22 protein-coding genes and 1 tRNA gene are annotated in these 21,887 nt (G+C 46.6%); 19 read left to right on the top strand and 4 right to left on the bottom strand.

Features of this window, described 5'->3' with window-relative positions; all coding sequences use genetic code 11:
- Positions 1-11 precede the first annotated feature (11 nt).
- The 8 genes from pbfA (at position 12) to FOT42_RS05720 (ending at position 8,812) form a co-directional block, all read left to right on the top strand.
- Positions 12-1,373 carry a (R)-1-hydroxy-2-aminoethylphosphonate ammonia-lyase gene (gene pbfA / locus FOT42_RS05755; protein ID WP_151889623.1) on the top strand — a complete coding sequence of 454 codons (1,362 nt, stop codon included), beginning with the start codon at positions 12-14 and terminating at the stop codon, positions 1,371-1,373.
- Entirely contained in the window at positions 1,373-2,962 is a 1,590-nt protein-coding gene (locus tag FOT42_RS05750) for a fibronectin type III domain-containing protein (RefSeq protein ID WP_151889622.1), read from the top strand. Before pbfA ends, FOT42_RS05750 begins: the two co-directional genes overlap by 1 nt.
- A gap of 2 nt (positions 2,963-2,964) precedes the next feature.
- Positions 2,965-4,038 carry an alkaline phosphatase family protein gene (locus tag FOT42_RS05745; protein ID WP_151889621.1) on the top strand — a complete coding sequence of 358 codons (1,074 nt, stop codon included), beginning with the start codon at positions 2,965-2,967 and terminating at the stop codon, positions 4,036-4,038.
- 137 nt (positions 4,039-4,175) lie between these two features.
- A complete protein-coding gene (locus tag FOT42_RS05740) occupies positions 4,176-4,808 on the top strand; it encodes a Crp/Fnr family transcriptional regulator (RefSeq protein ID WP_151889620.1) in 633 nt (210 codons plus the stop codon).
- 63 nt (positions 4,809-4,871) lie between these two features.
- Positions 4,872-6,605, top strand: coding sequence for a SulP family inorganic anion transporter (locus FOT42_RS05735; RefSeq protein ID WP_151889619.1), 1,734 nt, complete (start codon positions 4,872-4,874; stop codon positions 6,603-6,605).
- Positions 6,606-6,662: 57 nt separating this feature from the next.
- Positions 6,663-8,072 (top strand): MBL fold metallo-hydrolase, encoded by a 1,410-nt coding sequence (locus FOT42_RS05730; protein ID WP_151889618.1) that lies wholly within the window; start codon positions 6,663-6,665, stop codon positions 8,070-8,072.
- 109 nt (positions 8,073-8,181) lie between these two features.
- Positions 8,182-8,526, top strand: a complete 345-nt coding sequence (locus FOT42_RS05725) for a rhodanese-like domain-containing protein (protein WP_151889617.1) — start codon at positions 8,182-8,184, stop codon at positions 8,524-8,526.
- A gap of 19 nt (positions 8,527-8,545) precedes the next feature.
- On the top strand, positions 8,546-8,812 hold the full coding sequence (locus tag FOT42_RS05720) for a heavy-metal-associated domain-containing protein (protein WP_151889616.1): 267 nt from the start codon (positions 8,546-8,548) through the stop codon (positions 8,810-8,812).
- 17 nt (positions 8,813-8,829) lie between these two features.
- On the opposite strand, the gene FOT42_RS05715 is transcribed toward FOT42_RS05720, so the two are convergent.
- Genes FOT42_RS05715 through FOT42_RS05705 form a run of 3 tightly spaced genes read right to left on the bottom strand, consistent with a single transcriptional unit; the run spans position 8,830 to position 11,386 of the window.
- Positions 8,830-9,708 (bottom strand): sterol desaturase family protein, encoded by an 879-nt coding sequence (locus FOT42_RS05715; RefSeq protein WP_151889615.1) that lies wholly within the window; start codon positions 9,706-9,708, stop codon positions 8,830-8,832.
- A 3-nt stretch (positions 9,709-9,711) separates the two neighbouring features.
- Positions 9,712-10,161, bottom strand: coding sequence for a monoheme cytochrome C (locus tag FOT42_RS05710; protein WP_151889614.1), 450 nt, complete (start codon positions 10,159-10,161; stop codon positions 9,712-9,714).
- A gap of 4 nt (positions 10,162-10,165) precedes the next feature.
- Positions 10,166-11,386: a sulfite oxidase gene (locus FOT42_RS05705; protein ID WP_151889613.1), complete on the bottom strand. Its 1,221-nt coding sequence runs from the start codon at positions 11,384-11,386 to the stop codon at positions 10,166-10,168.
- A gap of 172 nt (positions 11,387-11,558) precedes the next feature.
- On the opposite strand from FOT42_RS05705, the gene FOT42_RS05700 reads away from it, so the two are divergent.
- From FOT42_RS05700 to FOT42_RS05655, 11 genes are all read left to right on the top strand, one after another.
- Entirely contained in the window at positions 11,559-11,765 is a 207-nt protein-coding gene (locus tag FOT42_RS05700) for a YgaP family membrane protein (protein WP_151889612.1), read from the top strand.
- 170 nt (positions 11,766-11,935) lie between these two features.
- Complete coding sequence (locus FOT42_RS18390; protein WP_262884004.1) at positions 11,936-12,064, top strand: hypothetical protein; 129 nt, start codon at positions 11,936-11,938, stop codon at positions 12,062-12,064.
- 176 nt (positions 12,065-12,240) lie between these two features.
- Positions 12,241-13,545: a TolC family protein gene (locus FOT42_RS05695; RefSeq protein WP_151889611.1), complete on the top strand. Its 1,305-nt coding sequence runs from the start codon at positions 12,241-12,243 to the stop codon at positions 13,543-13,545.
- A 7-nt stretch (positions 13,546-13,552) separates the two neighbouring features.
- Positions 13,553-14,641: an efflux RND transporter periplasmic adaptor subunit gene (locus FOT42_RS05690; protein WP_151889610.1), complete on the top strand. Its 1,089-nt coding sequence runs from the start codon at positions 13,553-13,555 to the stop codon at positions 14,639-14,641.
- A 15-nt stretch (positions 14,642-14,656) separates the two neighbouring features.
- Positions 14,657-17,851, top strand: a complete 3,195-nt coding sequence (locus FOT42_RS05685; RefSeq protein ID WP_151889609.1) for an efflux RND transporter permease subunit — start codon at positions 14,657-14,659, stop codon at positions 17,849-17,851.
- A gap of 1 nt (position 17,852) precedes the next feature.
- A complete protein-coding gene (locus FOT42_RS05680; protein ID WP_151889608.1) occupies positions 17,853-18,158 on the top strand; it encodes a hypothetical protein in 306 nt (101 codons plus the stop codon).
- A gap of 11 nt (positions 18,159-18,169) precedes the next feature.
- Entirely contained in the window at positions 18,170-18,373 is a 204-nt protein-coding gene (locus tag FOT42_RS05675) for a YgaP family membrane protein (protein WP_119620086.1), read from the top strand.
- Positions 18,374-18,432: 59 nt separating this feature from the next.
- Positions 18,433-18,990 carry a YeeE/YedE family protein gene (locus FOT42_RS05670; RefSeq protein WP_151889607.1) on the top strand — a complete coding sequence of 186 codons (558 nt, stop codon included), beginning with the start codon at positions 18,433-18,435 and terminating at the stop codon, positions 18,988-18,990.
- Entirely contained in the window at positions 18,987-19,400 is a 414-nt protein-coding gene (locus tag FOT42_RS05665) for a YeeE/YedE family protein (protein ID WP_151889606.1), read from the top strand. Before FOT42_RS05670 ends, FOT42_RS05665 begins: the two co-directional genes overlap by 4 nt.
- Positions 19,401-19,501: 101 nt before the next feature.
- Complete coding sequence (locus FOT42_RS05660; RefSeq protein WP_151889605.1) at positions 19,502-19,912, top strand: response regulator; 411 nt, start codon at positions 19,502-19,504, stop codon at positions 19,910-19,912.
- Between the two features lie 106 nt (positions 19,913-20,018).
- Positions 20,019-20,090, top strand: a tRNA-Arg gene (locus FOT42_RS05655).
- 66 nt (positions 20,091-20,156) lie between these two features.
- On the opposite strand, the gene FOT42_RS05650 is transcribed toward FOT42_RS05655, so the two are convergent.
- On the bottom strand, positions 20,157-21,788 hold the full coding sequence (locus tag FOT42_RS05650) for an RluA family pseudouridine synthase (RefSeq protein ID WP_151889604.1): 1,632 nt from the start codon (positions 21,786-21,788) through the stop codon (positions 20,157-20,159).
- Positions 21,789-21,887: the final 99 nt, after the last annotated feature.

Genomic DNA, 21,887 nt, shown 5'->3' with positions numbered 1-21,887 from the left:
AAATCAACCATATGAAGCACGATAGGCACAACGCAGAATCTGTTGTGGAAGGCGACATCAACCTTACCTCTGCAAGGGGAGAATGGTTAAAGGAAGAAGTGAACGACCAGACCAAGGAACTGTTGGAAAAGGATGCGAAGTACTTTTTGCACCAATCCATGTCCACCCCATGTTTGGATGTTTTAAAAAATTGCGAAGGCTCCTATTTGGAGAGTATTTCGGGGAAGCGTTACCTGGATTTTCATGGCAACAACGTGCATCAAGTAGGGTTTTCCCATCCCAAAATGGTAAGTGCGCTCATGGGACAACTTCAGGAACTCACGTTTTCCACCCGAAGATACACCAATGAAAAAGCCATTCAGTTTGCGGAGAAACTGACTTCCTACACTCCAAAAGGCCTGAACCGTATTTTGCTTACCCCAAATGGCAGCTCGTCTATCAGCATTGCGTTGAAACTGGCCCGTGCAGTGACTGGAAAACACAAGGTGGTTTCTTTTTGGGATTCGTTCCATGGGGCCAATTTGGATGCCATCAGCGTGGGCGGGGAATCCATTTTTCAAGAACACATGGGGCCGTTGATGCCCGGTGTGGAACGCATTCCGCCCCCCATAACCTATCGCGGTATTTTTGAAGGGAACGAGGAGAAAGCCTTGGAATATTTGGAGCATGTATTGTCCAAAGACGATGAGATCGGTGCCTTTTTGGCCGAGACCATTCGCAACACCGATGTGCAGATCCCATCCGCAACCTATTGGCAAGGAGCCCGCGAACTTTGTGACAAGTATGGGGTGCTGTTGATTTTGGATGAAATTCCGATTGCCTTCGGGCGTACCGGAAAAATGTTCGCTTACGAACTTTTCGGTATTGAACCGGACATTCTCTGTTTGGGCAAAGGCCTTGGCGGGGGTATTGTTCCCCAAGCAGCCATTGTCACCCGTGAAGAGTACAATCGGTTCGGACACATTTCCTTGGGGCACTACACCCATGAAAAAAGCCCGTTGGGCTCAGTGGCCGGATTGACCCTTTTGGAAATCATCGAAGAAGAAAATTTATTGCAAAAAGTAAAGGCAGACGAGGAATTCATGAAAAAGGCCCTTTACAAAATGCATCGAAAATACTCCCTAATTGGAGATGTTCGTGGAGTCGGGCTTTTATGGGGCATCGAGTTGGTGACCAATCGGACCACCAAGGAAAAAGCGACCGCCGAAGCCGAGGAAATCATGTACGAATGCCTTAAGAACGGGTTGAGCTTCAAGGTTTCCAAAGGAAACGTACTGCAACTTTCCCCGCCCTTGACCATTTCCAGGGAAGAACTGGAAAAAGCTCTGGAGATATTGAACGAAGCCTTTTTAAAAACAAACGCCATAGCCTGATGAAAAAAATCAACCAACTACTGATCTACCTATTTGTGGGCATTGCCCCAATCATGGCCCAAACGGAGCCAAAGATGTTGATTCAGCCCTATCTGCAGGATGCCGAGCCCCATTCCATCACCATCATGTGGGAGACCACCCAGGGCGAAGAAAGCATCGTGGAATACGGAACTTCGCCAAAATTGGGTAAAAAGGCCCAAGGCAAGGCCGAGGGGGTCAACTTTTCGGATTCTAGGGTCCATACCGTTAAGTTGACAGGTTTGGAACGCTTTACGGAATACTTCTATCGGGTGAGAACGGGAAAGGCCCAATCGGATATTTATCAATTCAAAACACCACCGTTTGCCAGTGATGAGGAATCGTTCAACATTGTCGCCATGAGCGATATGCAATACGATGGCCAAAACCCGAACAAATTTTCAGAAGTGGTCAATCAAGGCGTGCTCCACTATTTGGAAAAGGAATATGGCGGCAAATTGCCCGATAATTTGGCCATGGTGATGATTCCGGGGGATTTGGTGTCCAGCGGAAGCGAATACTACCAGTGGAAGGAACACTTTTTTGACCCGGCCCAAAAATTGTTTGCCGAAGTGCCCGTATATCCCGTATTGGGCAACCACGAACGCAACTCCATTTTTTACTTCAAATATTTCAGCCTGCCCGAAAACGGCACCCCTGCCTTTGCGGAACATTGGTGGTACAAGGATTACGGCAATACCCGTGTGATCGGACTCAACTCCAACGAAGGGTATCGGGATTTGAAAGATCAATACCAGTGGCTGGAAAAGGTCCTGGCCGAAACGGAAACGAACGACAACATCGATTTTGTGTTTGCCCAACTCCACCATCCCCACAAATCGGAGCTTTGGATTCCAGGGGAAGAAGAATCCACGGGAAAAGTGGTCAAAATGCTGGAGGAATTCTCCACAAAGACCGGAAAACCGAGTGTTCACTTTTTTGGCCATACACACGGATATTCCCGTGGACAATCCAAGGACCATAAACATTTATGGATCAATGTGGCCTCCGCAGGTGGAGCCATCGACAACTGGGGCGAATTCGAAGGCAGGGATTACGATGAGTTCACCGTCACCCAAGACGAATATGGTTTCGTGATGGTGGAAGTGGACGGCAACCGAAACGACCCCAAATTTACCATCAAACGGATCAGTCGTGGCAATGAATCCAAGTTTAGGGACAATGAGCTTCGCGATAGCATTACCATTTGGAAATTGGAAAAGAAACCCGAAACCCCCAAAGTGATTTCGCCTGCAATCGGTGCAGAGGTTGAAGGTGAATTTACGATGCTGAAAGCTGGGGAATTTTCAAGTCCGACCAATGGGGCTTTCCACGCTGCCGCCCATTGGCAGGTTTCCGAAACCAAGGGTTTTGAAAAATTGGCCTTGGACAGTTGGAAGCAACATGAAAACTGGTATTATGAAGAAGACCGTCAAAAAAATGACGATCTTACCGATGAAAGGACGAAACGCTTGAAACCCGGAACCACCTATTATTGGAGGGTCCGTTACCGTGACCAAAACCTCAATTGGAGCGATTGGTCCGAAACAGCATCATTTAAAACCAAATAAAAATGAAAAACAAGATTTTACTTTTGATGGCTACCTTGACAGCTTTTCTAAAGATCAATGCACAAGATTCCGATACCAAGGTCATTCTGATCACTTTGGACGGTTACCGTTGGCAGGAACTCTTCACGGGTGCCGATCCGTTATTGATTGGCAACAAGGAGTACGTTCATGAAGTAGATGCGCTAAAGGAGGCTTTTTGGGAAGAAACTCCCCAAGAACGAAGAGAGGTCCTGATGCCTTTTTTCTGGACCCAAGTGTCCAAAATGGGCCAGTTGCATGGCAACAGGAACTTGGGCAGCAAAGTGGACCTGACCAACAAGATGTGGTTTTCCTATCCGGGCTACAACGAAATCCTGACCGGGGCTGCCGATGACAAGAACATCCGCAGCAATGATAAGGTGCCCAATCCCAATACCACCATTTTGGAACGCTACAATAACACCCCGAAGGGCAAGGATAAAGTGGCCGCCTTTGGCAGTTGGGATGTGTTTCCGTCCATCATCAACGAGGAGCGTTCCGGTGTTCCTGTGAATGCCGGTTTTGAAACGGCCACCGAAAATCTCACCGAAAGGGAAAAATTCCTGAACCAACTTCAGGTTCAAATTCCAAGTCCTTGGGGCAGCGTTCGTTTGGATGCCTTCACCCATCACTATGCCTTGGAGCACATGAAAAAAGCGCATCCGAAGCTGGTATTTGTCTCTTATGGGGAAACGGATGACTTCGCCCACGATGGCGATTATCAAGCGTATCTGAAATCGGCCCACAACACAGATGCTTTGATCAAGGAGCTATGGGACTTTACCCAACAGGATGATTTTTATAAAGGGCAAACGGTTTTTATCATCACTACCGACCACGGCAGGGGAACCGAGCCTTTGGATACCTGGAGAAGCCATGGGAGTGATATCAAAGGGGCCAATGAGGTCTGGGTGGTCACTTTTGGAAAGGGGGTCAAAGCCTTGGGCGAGGTAAAACAAGAAGAACAGTTGCATTCCAACCAGATTGCACCCACCATATTGAACTTATTGGACGTTCCTGTTCCCAAAGAAATGGAAGGGTCGCCCCTAAAGCTATAGTTTAAGTAGGTTTTATTTCAGTTAATTAGTATGTTCAAGGCCCATACCTTAAGGTATGGGCCTTACAATTGATGGGAATGCGAAAACAGCCGATCTTTTTTTCAAAATGGTTACCTTAGGAGGGCGATTTCTACACCATGAAAGAAGAACTTTTAGAAACTTTTCGGGGACATTTTGAACAACCACTGTTGGAGGAGATTTTGGAAGTAGGAAAACTAGTGGAAGTGCCAGCGGGCGAGACCATCATGGATATTGGCCAGTACATCAGGAGCATACCCCTATTGTTGTCCGGGGCCATAAAGGTCCTTAGGGAAGATGAGGAAGGGGACGAACTGCTTTTGTACTATCTGGAACAAGGGGAGACCTGTTCGGTCACCATGGCCTGCTGTATGGGACAGACCAAGAGCGAGATCAGGGCCATTGCCGAGATCGATACCAGCATTGTGATGGTTCCTGTGCAGAAAATGGAAGAATGGATGGGCAAGTACAAAGGATGGCGCAACTACGTTTTCGAAAGCTACCACAACCGTCTGAACGAGTTGTTGCAGACCGTGGACAGCATTGCCTTCAAGAACTTGGACCAACGTTTGGTGGACTACCTCAAAAAAAAGGTGGAGGTGACCAACGACAACAAGATACACAGCACCCATCAGGAGATTGCCTATGACCTGCACACCTCAAGGGTCGTGGTTTCCAGATTGTTGAAAAAGCTCGAAAAAATGAAAAAACTGGTGCTGCACAGAAGCTACATCCAGGTCATAGATCTCTAACTTTGTTCCTTAAGTTACCAAGGGTTGTCCCGAGACAACCTATTTTTGTATAAAATCCACCGCATGATCAAACGGTTCTTCCCATTTTTATCTTGGATGGCCACCTATAACAAGGCATTGCTACGCGGGGACATCGCTGCGGGCATTACCGTGGGGATCATGTTGGTGCCCCAGGGGATGGCCTATGCCATGATAGCGGGAATGCCTCCTATTTATGGACTCTATGCGGCTTTGGTGCCACAATTGGTATACGGTTTGATGGGAACTTCCCGACAGTTGGCCGTGGGCCCTGTGGCCATGGATTCCTTATTGGTCGCAACGGGCGTCGGTGCCTTGCGGTTGCTCAATGAGGAAGATTATATTGCAGCGGTACTTTTTTTGACGCTGCTCATCGGGGGGTTGCAACTCTTGATGGGAATCTTCAGGATGGGGTTCTTTGTCAACTTTTTGTCCAAACCGGTCATCAGTGGGTTTACATCGGCCGCAGCCATTTTGATCAGCTTGGGACAATTGAACCATATCTTGGGCACCAACTTTGCGCAGTCCAGTAGGGTACATGAACTTGTTCCCAATATCATCGGAAGCCTGGGATACATTCACTGGCTTACCTTTGGGTTGGGTGTGGGGTCCATCGTATTGATATTTCTGTTGAACAAGTTCAATAAAAAACTGCCGGTTCCCTTGTTGATGGTAGTCCTTGGCATCTTGGCCGTGGTAATTTTCGGATTGGAAACCAAGGGGATCCACATTGTTGGCAATATTCCAAAAGGTCTTCCCGGTTTTCAGGCCCCTGAGTTCCAATGGGACAAACTAGGACAGCTTATGCCCATTGCCATTACCGTGGCACTTTTCGGCTTCATGGAATCCGTTTCCATCGCCAAGACGGTCGAAGAAAAACATCCGGAGTACGAACTGGATGCCGATCAAGAACTTCGGGCATTGGGCCTTTCCAATGTTTTGGGTTCGTTTTTCCAGTCTTTTTCGGTATCGGGAAGTTTCTCAAGGACCGCCGTGAACGATCAGGCCGGTGCCAAAACGGGAATGTCCCTGATTTTTAGCACCCTGATCATTGCAGGGGTGCTGCTCTTCCTGACCCCTTTGTTCTATAACCTACCCGCGGTGATCTTGGGTGCCATAATCATCGTTTCCGTGATGGGCCTCATCGATATCCAATACCCTTTGGCCCTCTGGAAAAACAGAAAGGACGAGTTCCTGCTACTGGCCGCCACCTTCTTGATGACGCTCTTCATCGGGTTGATGGAGGGAATCCTGTTCGGGGTATTGCTGTCCCTGATGCTGGTGGTGTATCGAATATCCAAACCGCACATGGCGGTCTTGGGAAGGATCAAGGGCACCAACTATTTCAAGAATATTGACCGTTTCTCGGGAGATGTGGAAGTGGATGCCGACAAACTGGTCATACGGTTCGATGCCCAATTGTATTTTGGGAACAAGGATTACTTCAAAAAGCAACTCTATCGGCAAATGGCCAAAAAGGGTCCTGTCCTGAAATACATTGTCCTGAATGCGGAACCCATCAACTATATAGACAGCAGTGCAGCGGCCATGTTGGAACGCCTGATATTGGACTTTAGGCAAAGGGGTATCCATTTCATGATTGCAGCGGCCATAGGCCCCACAAGGGATATATTGTACAGCAGTGGAATCGTTGATATCCTCGGCGAGGAAAACCTGTTTGTCCAGACCTTTGATGCCGTGGACTCCTGTTCCGAAAAGAAGGAGAGGAGTGTCATGCAGAAAAAGATAACATTACAGTCCAAGACAAAGAGTTTGTAACTTTGGTGACTGCGCAGTATGCTGCATAATAGTAATTTTGATGAAAAATCAGAGGAGATGAAAATAGAACAGATATATACCGGATGTTTGGCGCAAGGAGCCTATTATATTGAAAGTGAAGGAGAAGCTGCCATCATAGACCCGCTTCGGGAAGTGGAACCCTATCTCAAAAGGGCCAAGGACGAAGGTGCCGTCATCAAGTACATTTTTGAGACCCATTTCCATGCCGATTTTGTGAGCGGACACGTCACCCTTTCCAAGGAAACGGGCGCACCGATCATTTATGGCCCGACGGCCCAACCTGCTTTTGAGGCCATTATTGCCAAGGATGGACAGGAGTTCCCTTTGGGAAAATTGACCATCAAGGTGCTGCACACTCCAGGGCACACCATGGAAAGCACCACTTTTTTGCTGAAGGACGAATCAGGAAAAGACCATGCCATTTTTAGTGGGGACACTTTGTTCCTTGGCGATGTTGGTCGTCCAGATCTGGCCCAGAAAGCGGCACATATGACCCAGGAAGAGTTGGCCGGGACCCTGTTCGACAGCCTACGCAGCAAGATCATGCCCTTGGCCGATGATGTGATCGTTTATCCGGCCCACGGAGCCGGTTCCGCCTGCGGAAAGAACATGATGAAGGAAACGGTGGATACCTTGGGCAACCAGAAAAAGATGAACTATGCCCTTCGGGCGGATATGACCCGGGAAGAATTCATCAAGGAAGTGACGGATGGCCTTTTGCCGCCCCCACAATACTTCCCCCTGAACGTGAAAATGAACAAGGAGGGCTACGAAGATATCGACACCGTTCTGGAAAGAGGTACGCAGGCCCTGACACCAGAGGCCTTTGAAACTGCCGCCAACGAAACAGGAGCCGTTGTTCTTGATGTGCGCCATCAGGATGATTTTGCCAAAGGCCATGTGCCCCGCTCCATATTCGTCGGTCTGGATGGAAGCTTCGCCCCTTGGGTAGGCGCATTGATCGCCGATGTGAAGCAACCCATACTCCTCGTGACCCCGGAAGGCAGGGAAGAAGAGACCGTTACCCGACTGTCAAGGGTCGGTTTTGACCATACCTTGGGCTATCTGAAAGGAGGCATTGCAGCTTGGAAAGAAGCGGGCAAGGAAATCGATACGGTGGACAGTGTAAGTGCCGAGCAATTGAAAACCCTCATGGAAAAAGGGGTGCCCGTGTACGATGTGAGAAAGGAATCCGAGTTCATTGCGGAGCATGTGGAAGAGGCCCATCTGACCCCGTTGGACTTCATCAACGACCATTTGGCGGAATTTCCAGAGAAGGACACCTTTTATGTGCATTGCGCAGGGGGCTATAGGAGCATGATTGCTTCTTCCATCCTCAAGAGTAGGGGCATCCATAACCTGGTCGATGTGGCAGGAGGTTTTGCCGACATCAAAAAGGTCGGTATTCCCGTAACGGACTATGTGTGTCCCACTACGCTAAAATAAGGCCCGGACAACTCCTTAAAAAATTCTAGAAAAGTTGGTTTTGTGTAACCATCGTTACTGACTCCCATAGGTTGGGTTGGGTATTTTTGACCCTCAAAACAACGATACGATGTCAATATTCAGCTTTTTGTTCAAAGGACAAACCCTTCCCGATGAAATTCAGATCATGGATAGGGAATCATACAAAGAAGCCATTTCCAAGGGCAAGGTCCAATTGGTGGATGTGAGGACCAAGGGAGAGTTCATGTCGGGCCACATCAAAGGCGCCAAAAACATTGATTTTTTTCAAGGGTCAGCATTTGAGAACGCCTTTTCCACATTTAAAAAAGATGCTCCCGTGTACATTTATTGTCAATCGGGGAATAGGAGCCAAAGGGCTGCCAAGAGACTTGTGGATCTTGGATTTACAAAAGTCTACGACCTTAGGGGCGGATACAGGGCCTGGGGCTATTAAAAGACAAAACGTACACATTATGAAAACTACTTTCCAAGTACAAAACCTTAAATGTGGTGGTTGTGCCAATACCATTTCCAGCAAACTTTCGGAATTGGAAGGGATACAGAGCGTGATTGTGGAAAAGGAAAACTCTTCGGTCAGCTTTGAACACCAATATCCTGATGATATTTCTTTGGTTAAAAAGGCCCTTCGGAAAATGGGCTACCCAACTGTTGATGATGAAAACGGGATACTTCTGAAGGCAAAATCTTATATGAGTTGTGCCAGTGGAAAATTAGCCTGAAAACTGCAAGAAAAGCTCTAAGGCTTACCTCTTTTTTTGAAGCCATAGATCAATTGGCTCCAAAACCCTTTCGGTAGTTGATCATCGCCCGGAAAACCAAGTTCAATTTTTCCACCGCTCTCTGGAATGTAATTTGTTTTGAAAAGATAGTCCCAAATACTCAGGCTGATGCCAAAATTCACACCATATGAACCTTCGGGGATGGTGTAGGCATGGTGGTACAGGTGCATCACGGGATTGTTCAGGATATATTTCAAGGGACCATAGGTCAGTTTGATGTTGGAGTGGTTGAAATGTCCGATGGCAATAGCGGCAAAGTGCACAATATAGGCCTGCTCAGGTTCAAACCCTCCCAAAACCATCACACCCAATGTCTTTAATGGTTTGTAGAGGATGTTTTCCATCCAGTGGTACCTCAAATGTGCCGCAAAACCCATTTCCTTGACACTGTGGTGTACTTTATGGAACTCCCAGAGCACGGGATATTTGTGCAGCAATATATGGGTGAACCATTGCACAAAATCCAATAGGATAAAAAACACCAAGAGCTGTACCCATTGCGGCCAATGGCCCATTTCCATGATCGCCAACGTTTTGGAAGAAATGCCCACATCCAAAAAAAGGACCCCAAGCATCTTGTACACCCCATTGATGACGATGGCGAATAGGAAAAAATTGAAGAACATATAAAAGGCATCCAGCCAAAAGTCCTTTCGGAAAACGGATTGGTCCTTACGCCAAGGGAACAGGATTTCCAAGCCCCAGACCAGTAGGGAAATCAAGATCAGGCCCCAAAAATAGTTGGTATACCAAGGCACATCTAACCAAATGGATTTCCAGGTCCAGTTGATGGTACCCCAAAAGCCGTTCATAAAGGCATCTACATAAGCTTCCATAAATCACTTTAGTTCATACCAATCAATATCTTCCAAGTTTTGTCTTCTTCCCTGCTCTTTTGGGGCATAGTTTTTTGACAAATAGGACAAAATCAGTGTTTCGTTCGCCCCCAAGTCCCATAGGTTTTGGGTTTCCTGCATCCATTTAATAGTGGCTTTCCAACCCTCCAGGTCCATTCTGTTCTGGGTCACCAATTTGGCGGAATGGCAGCCGGTACAGTTCTGGATGGTCACCTCCATCCCTTCATCCACCACAAAACCAGTGGCCACATGGACACCGTTTTCAATTTGGTCGAAATCGGTAACGGTTTCTTTCATCGGGATTTCTTCATAGGTAGGGGGTGGGGTATAATTTGCCCAATAAAAAAGTCCTGCGAAAAGCACGACGATCAATCCCAAAAATGCCCAAAGTGCTTTGGACAGTGCACCGACCTGTTTTCGAAAGTCCTCCATCACCTTAAACGATTTTGACCGCTATGCGATGACAGGCATTGTTGAGGTAGCCTTTGGGGTTCCAGCCGGGCAAAACCATAGGTTGTCCCTTTCCATGGGAGTCCGTGGCCTTGGCCCAAATTTCGTAATATCCCTTTTGTGGGAAGGAAATTGTGGTCTTAAAATGTTGCCAGGCCAATCGGTTTGCTGGTTTTTCGAGCGAGCAGGTATGCCAAGTGCTTCCAAAATCAATGGAATATTCCATTTTTGAGACCTCAAGTTCGCCGGCCCATGCATGTCCGTTGATGGTCAAGGATTTTCCATTTTTGATCAATGCACCGCTTTTGGGGGATGTGATCAACGATTTTACGGGCATGGATTCGATGATGCACATGTCGGCATCGTCCACTTCACTGCCTGGTGCCACGTTCTCGCAGGGTACCCGGTACGAACTGCCGCCCATTTTTTCACCATCGTGTTCCTTGTTCCGGACGCTGATGCGGGTGAGCCATTTGCCCGATGTGGAAGCGGGCCAACCACCACAGACCAATCGCAATGGATGACCGTGCGCCAGAGGGATGTCCTCACCGTTCATGGCAAAGGCGAGCAGGGTTTCATCCTGTAATGCCTTGGCAATGGGGACGCCCCGGGAGATGGGTTCTTTTTTGGGGTCTCCGCTCAAATGCGTGTCCGCAGCATGGTAGCCAATGTAAACGGCATCGGATGTGATCCCGACATCTTCCAACACATCACGCAAACGAACCCCGGTCCATTCGGCACACGAAATTGCCCCAACGGTCCATTGGTTTCCCTTGGCCGGTGGATTGAATTCGCTTCGGCCATTTCCGCCACATTCCAAGGCCAATTGATAGGTATGGTGCCCAAACTTGGATTTTAATTCGGAAAGTGAGTAGGTTTTTTTGTTTTTAACGGATTCTCCATCGATGGTGAGGGTCCATTTGGACACATCAATGCCTTCTGGGATGTTTCCGTTGTTTCGAATGAACATGTATTGGTTCGGCGTCACCCTATCGTTCAATAGATGGGCCTTCGCCTCCATGTTCCAGGGACGATCGTTCAAAACGACCATTTCCTTGTCCTTATGGAACATTTTAAAAGGGTCAGGGTCCTGAAGGCCCAAAGGGCTGTATCCTTCCGGCATGAGACCTCCATATACAATCTCAACACCCAAGATACTGGCCATGCCGGCCAATGACATTCCCAAAGTGAATTCCCTTCTGTTCATAAAGTATGAGAATTAAATGTACCGTAAAAATAAGGAAAGCTATGTAACCAATGTTACCAATTGCTTTTGGATGAATCCCTACATTTGGAGTAATGTTGTGATAATCAAAAAGTGGGGAGAAAATCTGTCCCAATTTTGGTACCTTGTAGGGAAGAACCATAAACTGAAGATCATGAAAAAAAACATGGGCGGTGCGGACCGCACGATTCGGATTATCCTGGCACTTGCAGTAGTGGCACTGTACTACTTCAATATGATCACGGGAACGTTGGCATATGTGCTGCTGGCCTTGGCGGCAATATTTGTCCTGACAAGCTTTGTGAGCTTTTGCCCTTTGTACACCCTTTTGGGGATCAATACGTGCAAGGTCAAAAACTAGTTTTTTGGTTGGTTGATAAAAGGCCGCTCTCTTCGGGGCGGTCTTGTTTTTTGCCCAAGTATCATTGGTCTTTCCGAAGGACATGAGTTCATCAAAAGGTTCCAAATATGAGAATTGTCATGATTTGGAAATCAGATTACCTTTACTTTTAGCCCTGTAAAACCATACTTATGAAAACTTTTCTATCCTTTTCCTTGGTCTCATGGGACAATGGCATCGTGATGATCGCCGTTTTTGGAGCTGTCTCCGTTGCTTTGGTCCTTGCCGTTCTTCTCATGATGAACAGCGGCAAAAAATAGGATATTATTCATTCTACTATTTACATTTCCTTTTCCTCTTGATGGTTCACCGACCATAGGGGAGCACGATGCTATTTTAGGCGTGGCCCACTTTTGTCCCATTTGATTTTTAAGGTAACCAATGTTACTGTGGAGGTGGTTTTGCGCCTTTAATTTTGTCTCAAATTCTATGATTTATGAGGCAATTTTTAGTTTTGATAGCATTCATTTTACTTAAGGGAACCTTACGGGCACAAGACCATGTAAAGGTTTCCCTGGAGGATGTCCTGGCCAGGGTGCAGGAATCCAATGCAAGTATCAAGGTATCCGAACAGGAAGCCAAGATGGCCAAATACGATTACCAGTTTTCAAGTTCCATCTTTTCGCCGCAGATATCGGTCTCCCATACAGGGATAACGACCACGAACCCTTTGATGGCCTTTGGTTCCAAATTGAACCAAGAGATATTGACCCAAGCGGATTTTAACCCAGCTTTGTTGAACGATCCCGATCAAATAGAAAACTTCGCCACCAAGATTTCCGTGGAGCAGCCTTTGATCAATTTGGATGGATTCTACCAACGCAAGGCAGCTAAAACCACTATGGAAGCCAAGGACCTGCAGGCCATGCGTACCCGAGATTATCTGGATTTTGAGGCACAAAAGGCATTTGGACAGTTACAGTTGGCCCACAGGGCGGTACAGGTATTGGAAAAAGCGTATGAAGCAGCCCATGCGAACCTGAACACAGCCCAGAACAGTTTCAATCAAGGATTGCTGCAAAAAGCAGACCTGTTGGAGGTGCAGGTAAGGGTCACCGAGGTGGAGAACCAACTGAACTCGGCCAAAAGCAATGTAAGCAATGCATCTGATTATTTGGCTTTTTTGATGAACGAACAAGGCAACGTGGTATATGAACCTAACGAAGAATTGATGCCCAATGATTTAGGCGAGACTACCGAGGCAACATTGGAAAACCGTGCTGACGTACGGGCCATGGATTTGGTCTCCGAAGCGTACAGGGCAAACATGAGGGCAGAGAACATGACCTTTTTGCCAAGGTTGAATGCCTTTGCCAGCTACGAAATGTATGATGACCAAGTTTTTAGGGCAGATGCCAAGGGATATATCATTGGGGCCAGTTTAAGCTGGGATGTTTTTAAAGGAGCCCAACGCTTTGCAAAAGTGGGCAAGAGCAAAACAAATTATGAGAAAGCGAAGCAGGAATACGAACAGTACGTTGCCAAAAGTTCTATGGAGCTACAACGCACCAGAAGGATGGTCGAAGATGCGCAAAACAGGCTCCAGACCTCAAAATTGGCTATGGACCAATCCGAGGAATCCTTGAGAATACGTACAAACCGATTTAAGGAAGGCTTGGAAAGAACAAACGATCTATTGATGGCAGAGGCCATGTACGCCGAAAAACAATTGGCCTATTACCAAACCATTTTCGAATACAATCAAGCACAATCCCTACTAACATTTTTAACCAAAGAATAATTGCAACATGAAAAACACTACGATATATAGAAATGCTTTAATCGCCCTGACCTTGGGAATCACCTTGGCAAGCTGTGGAAGTGACAAGGAGCAAAAGAAGGACAGTGGACCTGCCGTTCCTGTGACCGTTGCTGAAGTGGAAACGGGGGATAGCAACACCATTTTGGCAGGAAGCGGACAGATAACCGCTTTGAACAATGCCACACTAAGCACTAGAATGATGGGCTATGTGGAATCGTTGCCCGTGAAAATTGGCCAAAAAGTAAACAAGGGAGATTTGTTGATTTCCATCAACAATGTGGACCTACGTGCCCAAAAAGCACAAGTGGAAGCCTCTATTGCCGAAGCAACGGTGGCCTTCAACAATGCCAAGAAGGATTACGCAAGGTTCCAGAACCTTTTCAGGGAAAGCAGTGCTTCCCAAAAGGAACTGGATGATATGACCGCCCGTTACGAAATGGCCAAGGCCCGATTGGAATCGGCCAACCAAATGAAGAACGAAGTCAACTCCCAATTTGCCTATGCCAACATTCGAGCCCCGTTCAGTGGGGTGGTGACCAATACCTACATTGACGAAGGTGATATGGCCAACCCAGGCGTTCCCTTGGTTTCCGTGGAATCTCCCGGCGGATTTGAAGTAGTGGCCAAAGTGGCCGAGAACAATATCACTGGGATTCAAGTGGGGGCCAAAGCCTTGGTCCAGGTCAAAGCTTTGGATACCATCGTTACCGGAAAAGTAACCGAATTGAGCGCTTCTGCCCAAAACACAGGTGGGCAGTATTTGATGAAAGTACAACTGGATAAAACGGATGCCAAGATATTGTCAGGTATGTATGCAACCGTGAGGCTGGAGACGGACAATGCCAACAATGAAAAAACCATGGTTACGGTTCCGTCCAAAGCCTTGATCCAAAAAGGGCAGTTGAGCGGAATCTATACCTTGGGTCAAGACAATGTGGCCCTATTGCGTTGGCTGCGATTGGGAGAGACCTATGGAGATGAGGTGGAAATATTGTCCGGCCTTTCCAAAGGGGAAACTTACATCGTTTCTGCCGAAGGCAAGCTGTATAATGGAGCTAAAGTAACCATTCAATAACCTAAAAAAGGAACAATGAAAGACGGACTTGCAGGAAAAATAGCGAGAGGGTTCATCAGCTCTAAATTAACGGTACTCTTGATGGTCGTGTTCATGGTCATTGGGGTGTACAGTTCCTTCCTGATCCCAAGGGAAGAGGAGCCACAGATCGATGTGCCCATGGCGGACATATTTGTGGGATATCCCGGAGCCAGCCCAACCGAGGTGGAATCCAGGATCACCAAACCGCTCGAAAAGATCATATCCAACATCAAAGGGGTGGAGTACGCGTACACCACCTCCATGCAGGAGCAGGGAATGGCCATTGTGCAATTTTATGTGGGTGAGGATATTGAACGTTCCTTGGTACGCTTGTACGACGAGATCAACAAGCACATGGACCAAATGCCTGCTGGAGTGACCATGCCCTTGGTGAAGACCCGTGCCATTGACGATGTGCCCATGTTGGCATTGACCCTTTGGAGCGATGAGTATAACGATTTCCAACTGCGTGAAATCTCTGGGGAATTGATCAACGAGATCGAGAAAGTAAACGGCGTTTCCATCACCAAAAAGATCGGGGGCCGTAGCCGCCAACTTCGCATTGTGATAGACAAGGATAAAATGGCTGAATCAGGGATTGACCTTTTAGCGGTTGCCCAAATGATCAAGGCCAATAACCAACAGATGGATTCCGGCAACTTTTTATCCAATGACACCGAGTTCCATATTGCCACAGGAAGGTTCTTGGAGACCAAAGAGGATTTGGAAAACTTGATCGTGGGCACCAAACAAGGTCAACCTATCTACTTGAAGCAAGTCGCCACCGTTTTGGATGGACCGGAATTGCCCAAAAACTATGTTTCCCTTGGATTTGGAGCTGCCAGTGAGAAATCATCGGAATACAAATCCGAATATCCAGCAGTTACCCTTTCCATTGCCAAGCGAAAAGGTGCCGATGCCATGAAGATTTCCGATGTGGTATTGGAGAAAGTGGAACATTTGAAAAAGAATTTGATTCCTGATGATGTTCATGTGGAAGTGACCCGTAACTATGGGGAGACGGCTTCGCAAAAAGTATCCGAACTGTTGATGCACTTGATCGGTGCCATCATTGCGGTGACTTTTGTGGTGATGTTGGCCATGGGATGGAGAGGCGGATTGGTGGTGTTCCTTTCCGTGCCAATAACCTTCGCCTTGACGTTGCTGAGCTACTACATGCTGGACTATACCTTGAACCGTATCACCTTGTTTGCCTTGGTGTTTGTAACGGGTATTGTGGTGGATGATTCCATCATTATTGCAGAGAACATGCACCGCCACTTTAAGATGAAACGATTGCCGTTCAAGGATGCGGCATTATACGCCATCAATGAAGTGGGTAACCCGACCATTTTGGCCACCTTCACGGTAATTGCATCCGTGTTGCCAATGGCGTTTGTATCTGGTTTGATGGGGCCTTACATGTCCCCAATGCCTATCGGTGCGTCCATTGCCATGTTGTTGTCCTTGTTCGTGGCGTTGACCATCACCCCGTATTTGGGTTATATCTTCCTAAGGGAAAAGGACAAGAAAAAAGAAAAGGAAAAAGAACCCGTTGAAATTCAGGATACCTTTATCTACAAAGCTTACGAGCGATTTGAAAAACCCTTGATCGAAAGCCGCAAGAAAAGATGGTTGTTTATCGGAATCACGGTGGTATTGTTGTTTGGTTCCGTAGCCATGTTCTTTACCAAATCAGTGGCCGTAAAAATGCTTCCTTTTGATAACAAGAACGAGTTTCAGGTGGTCATCGACCTTCCTGAAGGTTCCACTCTGGAACGTACTTCGGCCGTGGCCAAGGAAATAGGAGCTTATTTGTCAACCCGTTCAGAAGTGATGAACTATCAGAGTTATGTAGGCACTTCGGCACCGATCACCTTTAACGGACTGGTAAGGCACTATGATCTGCGCGGAGGCAGCAACATGGCCGATATTCAGGTGAACCTTATCGACAAACACGATCGTAGCGAGCAGAGTCACGATATTGCCAAATTGCTCAGACCAAAAATCCAAGAATTGGGCAAAAAGTACAACGCTAACATCAAGATTGTTGAGGTGCCACCAGGCCCTCCCGTGTTGTCCACCATTGTGGCAGAAGTATATGGCCCGGATTATAAAGAACAGATTGTGGTTGCGGATAAGGTAAAAGGCATTTTGAACAACTCTACCGATGTGGTGGATGTGGATTGGATGGTCGAGGACGACCAAGTGGAATATGATTTTGTTGTGGATAAGGAAAAGGCAATGCTCTACGGGGTCACTCCCCAACAGATCGTTCAGGTAATGGGCATGGCTTTCCGGGAAATGCCGGTGTCCCACGTGTATGATGAAAATTCCGTTGATCAAATTGGGATTGTGCTTTCCATCAGTGAAAAGGATAAATCCACTTTGGATGAAATCAAGCAATTGAAAGTGGCCTCCCAACAGGGCAATATGATTTCTGTTGGGGATTTGGTGAACATTAACGAGGGCACCAAGGCAAAAAGCATCTACCGAAAAAATCAAAAACGAGTGGTATATGTGATGTCCGATATGGCGGGTGAACTGGAAAGCCCTGTATATGCCATTTTAGGCATGACGGACAAATTGAACCAGTTGCAATTGCCTAAGGGCTACACCATGAACGAACTCTATATGGAACAGCCCCAGTTTGAGGACGACTATACCGTGAAATGGGACGGGGAATGGCAGATTACCTTGGAGGTGTTCCGTGATTTGGGCATTGCCTTTTTGGGGGTCATCGTGATCATTTATATGTTGATCGTGGGGTGGTTCCAAAACTTCAGGGCACCCATGGTGATGATGGTGGCCATACCACTCTCTCTGATCGGGATTGTTTTGGGCCACTGGATGTTGGGTGCTTTTTTCACAGCCACTTCTTTTATCGGTATGATTGCCTTGGCAGGGATCATGGTGAGGAATTCGGTGTTGCTGATTGACTTCATCAACCTAAGGTTGAATGAGGGCATTCCGTTGAAACAAGCGGTGATCGAGGCCGGAGCGGTCCGTACCACACCTATTTTGTTGACAGCAGGAACTGTTGTGATTGGAGCTTTTGTGATCTTGTTCGACCCTATTTTTCAGGGATTGGCCATTTCACTTATGGGCGGAACCATAGTGTCGACCATATTGACCCTATTGGTAGTGCCATTGGTGTATTATATGATTGAACGTAAAAATTATGATTGATATGAAAATGATCATTGTGACCACGGTCGAAGAGTTCGAGAAAGAAGTGTTCAAACTCTTCAAAAAGGCCGGGATAGAAAATTTTAGCGGTTCGGACATAGATGGGTACAAAAACACCCCTCCGATGTTCTATACCAACAGCTGGTTTCCAAGTGAGAAGGGAGGGGCGGCATCCAACCTATTTTTTTCCTTCACCGAAGAAGGGAAAGTCACCGAATTTTTCAATTTGTTGAAAGAGTTCAATGCAAAGACTGGGACCACCAACCCCATCAGGGCCGTTGAAGTTCCCATTGAAAGAACCGTTTAAAAATGTCAAAAATGAGAAATAGAATCGTAAGGGGTGTGGCAGGCACCTTTATCTTGATAAGTTTGGCGTTGGCCATATATGTGAACATCAATTGGTTGTGGTTTACAGCCTTTGTGGGTGCCAATTTGTTGCAATCTTCCTTGACCAAATGGTGCCTGTTGGAAGACATCCTGAAAAAATTCGGGGTTTCCGACTCCGATAAAAACTGTTGTTAACTCCCACATCGTTTGATATGTAAGGCATTTTCGTGACCTTTACCAAAAACTTCACGAAAATGCTATATCAACCTTGGCCCTGGTACATAGCTGGGCCACTCATTGCCTTGGTCATGTCGGTTTTGATCCTGATGGGCAAACGCTTTGGCATGTCGTCCAATCTGGAGACTTTTTGTACCATTGGCGGTGCTGGAAAGTTCACCGACTATTTTAAAGTCGATATCAAATCCAAACGTTGGAACCTTTTGGTCGTATTGGGCTCTGTGATTGGTGGATTTTTGGGAGCCAATGTGCTTTCGCCCAATCCTGGGGTCCAGATTTCGGAGAAGACTGTGACCAAACTGAACGAACTTGGTTTTGAAAGTGCAGGGACTGCCTATTTGCCAACTGAATTGTTCAGTTTGGAAGCTTTGACCAAACCTTCGGTTTTGATCCTACTTTTGGTGGCCGGTTTTTTGGTCGGCTTCGGTACAAGATATGCAGGAGGCTGTACTTCGGGCCATGCCATTTCAGGGTTGAGCAATTTGCAACGACCTTCGTTGATTGCCGTAATCGGGTTTTTTATCGGTGGGCTGATCATGGTCCATCTGTTGTTCCCCTTAATCTTTGGATCATGAAAAGTGTATTGTACATCATCGTAGGTACCTTTTTAGGGGTAATCCTATACAAGTCGGAAGCCGCCTCTTGGTTCCGCATTTATGAAATGTTCCAGTTCGATTCGTTCCACATGTACGGCATTATTGGCTCCGCATTGGCTGTCGGGATTGTTTTGGTCCAATGGATCAAAAGATCTCAAGTGAGGTCGTTCTTTGGGGAACCCATTCGAATAGAGGAGAAAGAAAGGTCTTTTGCCCGTTACATTATCGGCGGCACGCTATTTGGATTGGGCTGGGCCTTGGGCGGTGCTTGTCCTGGGCCCATCTATATTTTGGTTGGGGCAGGATATTGGCCTATTCTCATCGTTCTTTTTGGTGCGGTATTGGGAGCCTTTGTGTACGGGTTTTTGAGGGATAAATTGCCACATTAAGGTTTTCTCAACGGGATTTTGGGCAAAACAACGATTTTGGATGGCTCGGGGCGGGCAAGAGTTTAGCTTTGTTGGCAACCCAAATCGACATTTTAACCGGAATGAAGCTTACCGCCTGTATCATAGACGATGATCTGGTGTCGCAATTTGCGACACGCTACTGCATTCAACAATCCAATGGGGATTTTGATATCATTACTTGCTCCAGTGGGGAAGAAGGGCTAAAATCCTGTTTTGAGCTATTGGGGAACAGCAATAAACTACCGGACATTATTTTTTTGGACCTTGTGATGGATGGAATGAGCGGTTGGGATTTCCTGCACAATCTCCAAAACCTGTTCACAGGTCATGAGTTGCCCAGTGTGTATGTGCTCTCTGCCTTTGTAAATTCCAGTGACCGCACCATTGCCAAGGACCACAAGCTCATATCGGGCTATATCGACAAACCATTGTCCCGATCCTTTTTGGACAAGATCTTGAAGGAAGAGGGGAAAAAGCGCAATGCCTTTTAGTGGGAGTACCTTTTTGGGCTGTTTTTTTCAAATTTCTGGTTGAAGGAGTCATTGTTTGATGGAAAGTTTTCCAAAAAAACATATTTTTGCACTCCATTATGGAAACGGCCTCGTAGTTCAATGGATAGAATAGAAGTTTCCTAAACTTTAGATGCAAGTTCGATTCTTGCCGAGGCTACTTTTCTACAATCCATCGAAAGCAATAAAATACTGTTTTCGGAATCGGTGACCAGTATCCTAAGTTTCATATAGTAAAAGGAATTTCTGTTCTGATTTTCATTGGCTTATTGGTCATGGGGTGCACAAATTCTACCTCTCGTGAATGCAAAAAAAGTCGTTCTGACGGGGTGCCATATAAATTGTCCCCAACAATTGGCGCATGTAGCCCCAATTGATGCGCACAGTGCACCCGCAATTGATGCGAACGTCCCGTTATTGGATTTAATTTGATCAAAGTTTGGTTGGCTGTCTTTTGTATTACTTCATATAGTGTCAATGCCGGTCTGCCATGCTCATAATGTACCATTTGCATCGGTCTATTGTGAATGTCCAAAACAAGGGGGAGCTCAATTTTTCCCGATGTTTCCTCAATGGGTTTTTCCAGTATCGCAAAATAGGTTTTGTGAATGGTCCGATCCAAGAATTGTTGTTGGAGCAGCTTGTGCGCTTTTTTGGAAAGGGCGACGATCATTATCCCCGAGGTATCTTGATCCAGCCGATGTACGATCATTGGGCCATTGGCATTGGGATATTTTTCCAGGATACGGGCCTTGACCGAATCCTTTATGTGCCTTCCCGGAACGGACAACATGCCGGCAGGTTTGTTAACGACCACCAAATGTTCGTCCTCAAAGAGAACTTCCAGTTTCTTCCCTGCCCCAAAATTTTCCAACAAGGGGTTTGGTTTTACAGAAACTCCTTTGAGCATATGCGCCAAAATAGGTCGGCATTTCCCTTTACAGGCTGGGTAAAACTTGCCATGTTCCCGTATCTCCGAATTGGGAGGAGGCCCCCACCAAAACTCAGCTAGAGCCATAGGCTTCATTCCCTGTTGAAAGGCATATTGAAACAGTTTTGGAGCAGCACATTCCCCTGCCCCGGCAGGTGGTTCATTTACTCCAAAATCGGTAAAGACCGTTTTAACATTTTTGCCTTCTCCCTCCCCGTTCAAAAAAATAAAGGATTTAAAAATGGCTTCCTGCAGCTCAATGGACTTGGTTTTACGCTGGGTTTTCAGCATTTCAATCCGTTCATGGAACTTCCCGTATACGTTTATTGCCTTTTCTAGTCGCAAGTTCTCTGAACGGGTAAAACGTCTCAGGTCCATTCCTTCATTGGCACCTTGATTTGACAAGTCTTCCAAGAGTTTCTGGCGTTCTTTTTCAGGAAGGTGAATGGACTCTTTTCTAAGTCTGTCACGTTCAAATTTGCTCTTTTTTGCTGCTTTCTTGGCGGCCAATATATTTTCTTTGGTCTCTTCTGCGATCTTTTTTAATTGCTGCTCGGCACTGATGAACGCATCACTTTCTTCCAACGCTATAACTTCTTTGTTAATGGCGTTGATAGCGGCCATTTCTGGAAAATCCTCCCCTTTTGGTAACTTATGGACAGGAGGTACAAAGGGCAGGATTTCCAGTTCCGGTTGTAGCTCCCCCGAATAGGCACTAAGATATCCAAGTCCACCGCCTTTGGGTTGTACCACAAGCACGCCGAACATACGTCCGGTTGGTTGATCCACTAATTCCGGTAGATTTTGTTTCAATCTATTTTGAAGGTCTAGCGCCGCTTTTTTGGCAATGGCAATCGGCGTATAAAAATGGGGATATTCAAATGAATCAGGTAGCAGGTCCTGCTCGTTCGTTGTCAAATAAACCATTTTGGATTCTTTAAAAGGTGAACCAGTTGCCAATACCCGTTAATTTTCTAGTTGATTACTTGTCCTGTACAGACTTGATCCTTCTTGCAAATTTACTGC

The sequence above is a fragment of the Flagellimonas hadalis genome, from assembly GCF_007785775.2.
Classification (GTDB): domain Bacteria; phylum Bacteroidota; class Bacteroidia; order Flavobacteriales; family Flavobacteriaceae; genus Flagellimonas; species Flagellimonas hadalis.
This window is presented reverse-complemented; position numbering and strand designations above follow the sequence as displayed.

Bases quoted from the DNA above. Each gene is read 5' to 3' on its own strand.
- pbfA (WP_151889623.1), top strand. From the start codon at position 12: ATGAAGCACGATAGGCACAACGCAGAATCTGTTGTGGAAGGCGACATC.
- FOT42_RS05750 (WP_151889622.1), top strand. From the start codon at position 1,373: ATGAAAAAAATCAACCAACTACTGATCTACCTATTTGTGGGCATTGCC.
- FOT42_RS05745 (WP_151889621.1), top strand. From the start codon at position 2,965: ATGAAAAACAAGATTTTACTTTTGATGGCTACCTTGACAGCTTTTCTA.
- FOT42_RS05740 (WP_151889620.1), top strand. From the start codon at position 4,176: ATGAAAGAAGAACTTTTAGAAACTTTTCGGGGACATTTTGAACAACCA.
- FOT42_RS05735 (WP_151889619.1), top strand. From the start codon at position 4,872: ATGATCAAACGGTTCTTCCCATTTTTATCTTGGATGGCCACCTATAAC.
- FOT42_RS05730 (WP_151889618.1), top strand. From the start codon at position 6,663: ATGAAAATAGAACAGATATATACCGGATGTTTGGCGCAAGGAGCCTAT.
- FOT42_RS05725 (WP_151889617.1), top strand. From the start codon at position 8,182: ATGTCAATATTCAGCTTTTTGTTCAAAGGACAAACCCTTCCCGATGAA.
- FOT42_RS05720 (WP_151889616.1), top strand. From the start codon at position 8,546: ATGAAAACTACTTTCCAAGTACAAAACCTTAAATGTGGTGGTTGTGCC.
- FOT42_RS05715 (WP_151889615.1), bottom strand. From the start codon at position 9,708: ATGGAAGCTTATGTAGATGCCTTTATGAACGGCTTTTGGGGTACCATC.
- FOT42_RS05710 (WP_151889614.1), bottom strand. From the start codon at position 10,161: ATGGAGGACTTTCGAAAACAGGTCGGTGCACTGTCCAAAGCACTTTGG.
- FOT42_RS05705 (WP_151889613.1), bottom strand. From the start codon at position 11,386: ATGAACAGAAGGGAATTCACTTTGGGAATGTCATTGGCCGGCATGGCC.
- FOT42_RS05700 (WP_151889612.1), top strand. From the start codon at position 11,559: ATGAAAAAAAACATGGGCGGTGCGGACCGCACGATTCGGATTATCCTG.
- FOT42_RS18390 (WP_262884004.1), top strand. From the start codon at position 11,936: ATGAAAACTTTTCTATCCTTTTCCTTGGTCTCATGGGACAATGGCATC.
- FOT42_RS05695 (WP_151889611.1), top strand. From the start codon at position 12,241: ATGAGGCAATTTTTAGTTTTGATAGCATTCATTTTACTTAAGGGAACC.
- FOT42_RS05690 (WP_151889610.1), top strand. From the start codon at position 13,553: ATGAAAAACACTACGATATATAGAAATGCTTTAATCGCCCTGACCTTG.
- FOT42_RS05685 (WP_151889609.1), top strand. From the start codon at position 14,657: ATGAAAGACGGACTTGCAGGAAAAATAGCGAGAGGGTTCATCAGCTCT.
- FOT42_RS05680 (WP_151889608.1), top strand. From the start codon at position 17,853: ATGAAAATGATCATTGTGACCACGGTCGAAGAGTTCGAGAAAGAAGTG.
- FOT42_RS05675 (WP_119620086.1), top strand. From the start codon at position 18,170: ATGAGAAATAGAATCGTAAGGGGTGTGGCAGGCACCTTTATCTTGATA.
- FOT42_RS05670 (WP_151889607.1), top strand. From the start codon at position 18,433: ATGCTATATCAACCTTGGCCCTGGTACATAGCTGGGCCACTCATTGCC.
- FOT42_RS05665 (WP_151889606.1), top strand. From the start codon at position 18,987: ATGAAAAGTGTATTGTACATCATCGTAGGTACCTTTTTAGGGGTAATC.
- FOT42_RS05660 (WP_151889605.1), top strand. From the start codon at position 19,502: ATGAAGCTTACCGCCTGTATCATAGACGATGATCTGGTGTCGCAATTT.
- FOT42_RS05650 (WP_151889604.1), bottom strand. From the start codon at position 21,788: ATGGTTTATTTGACAACGAACGAGCAGGACCTGCTACCTGATTCATTT.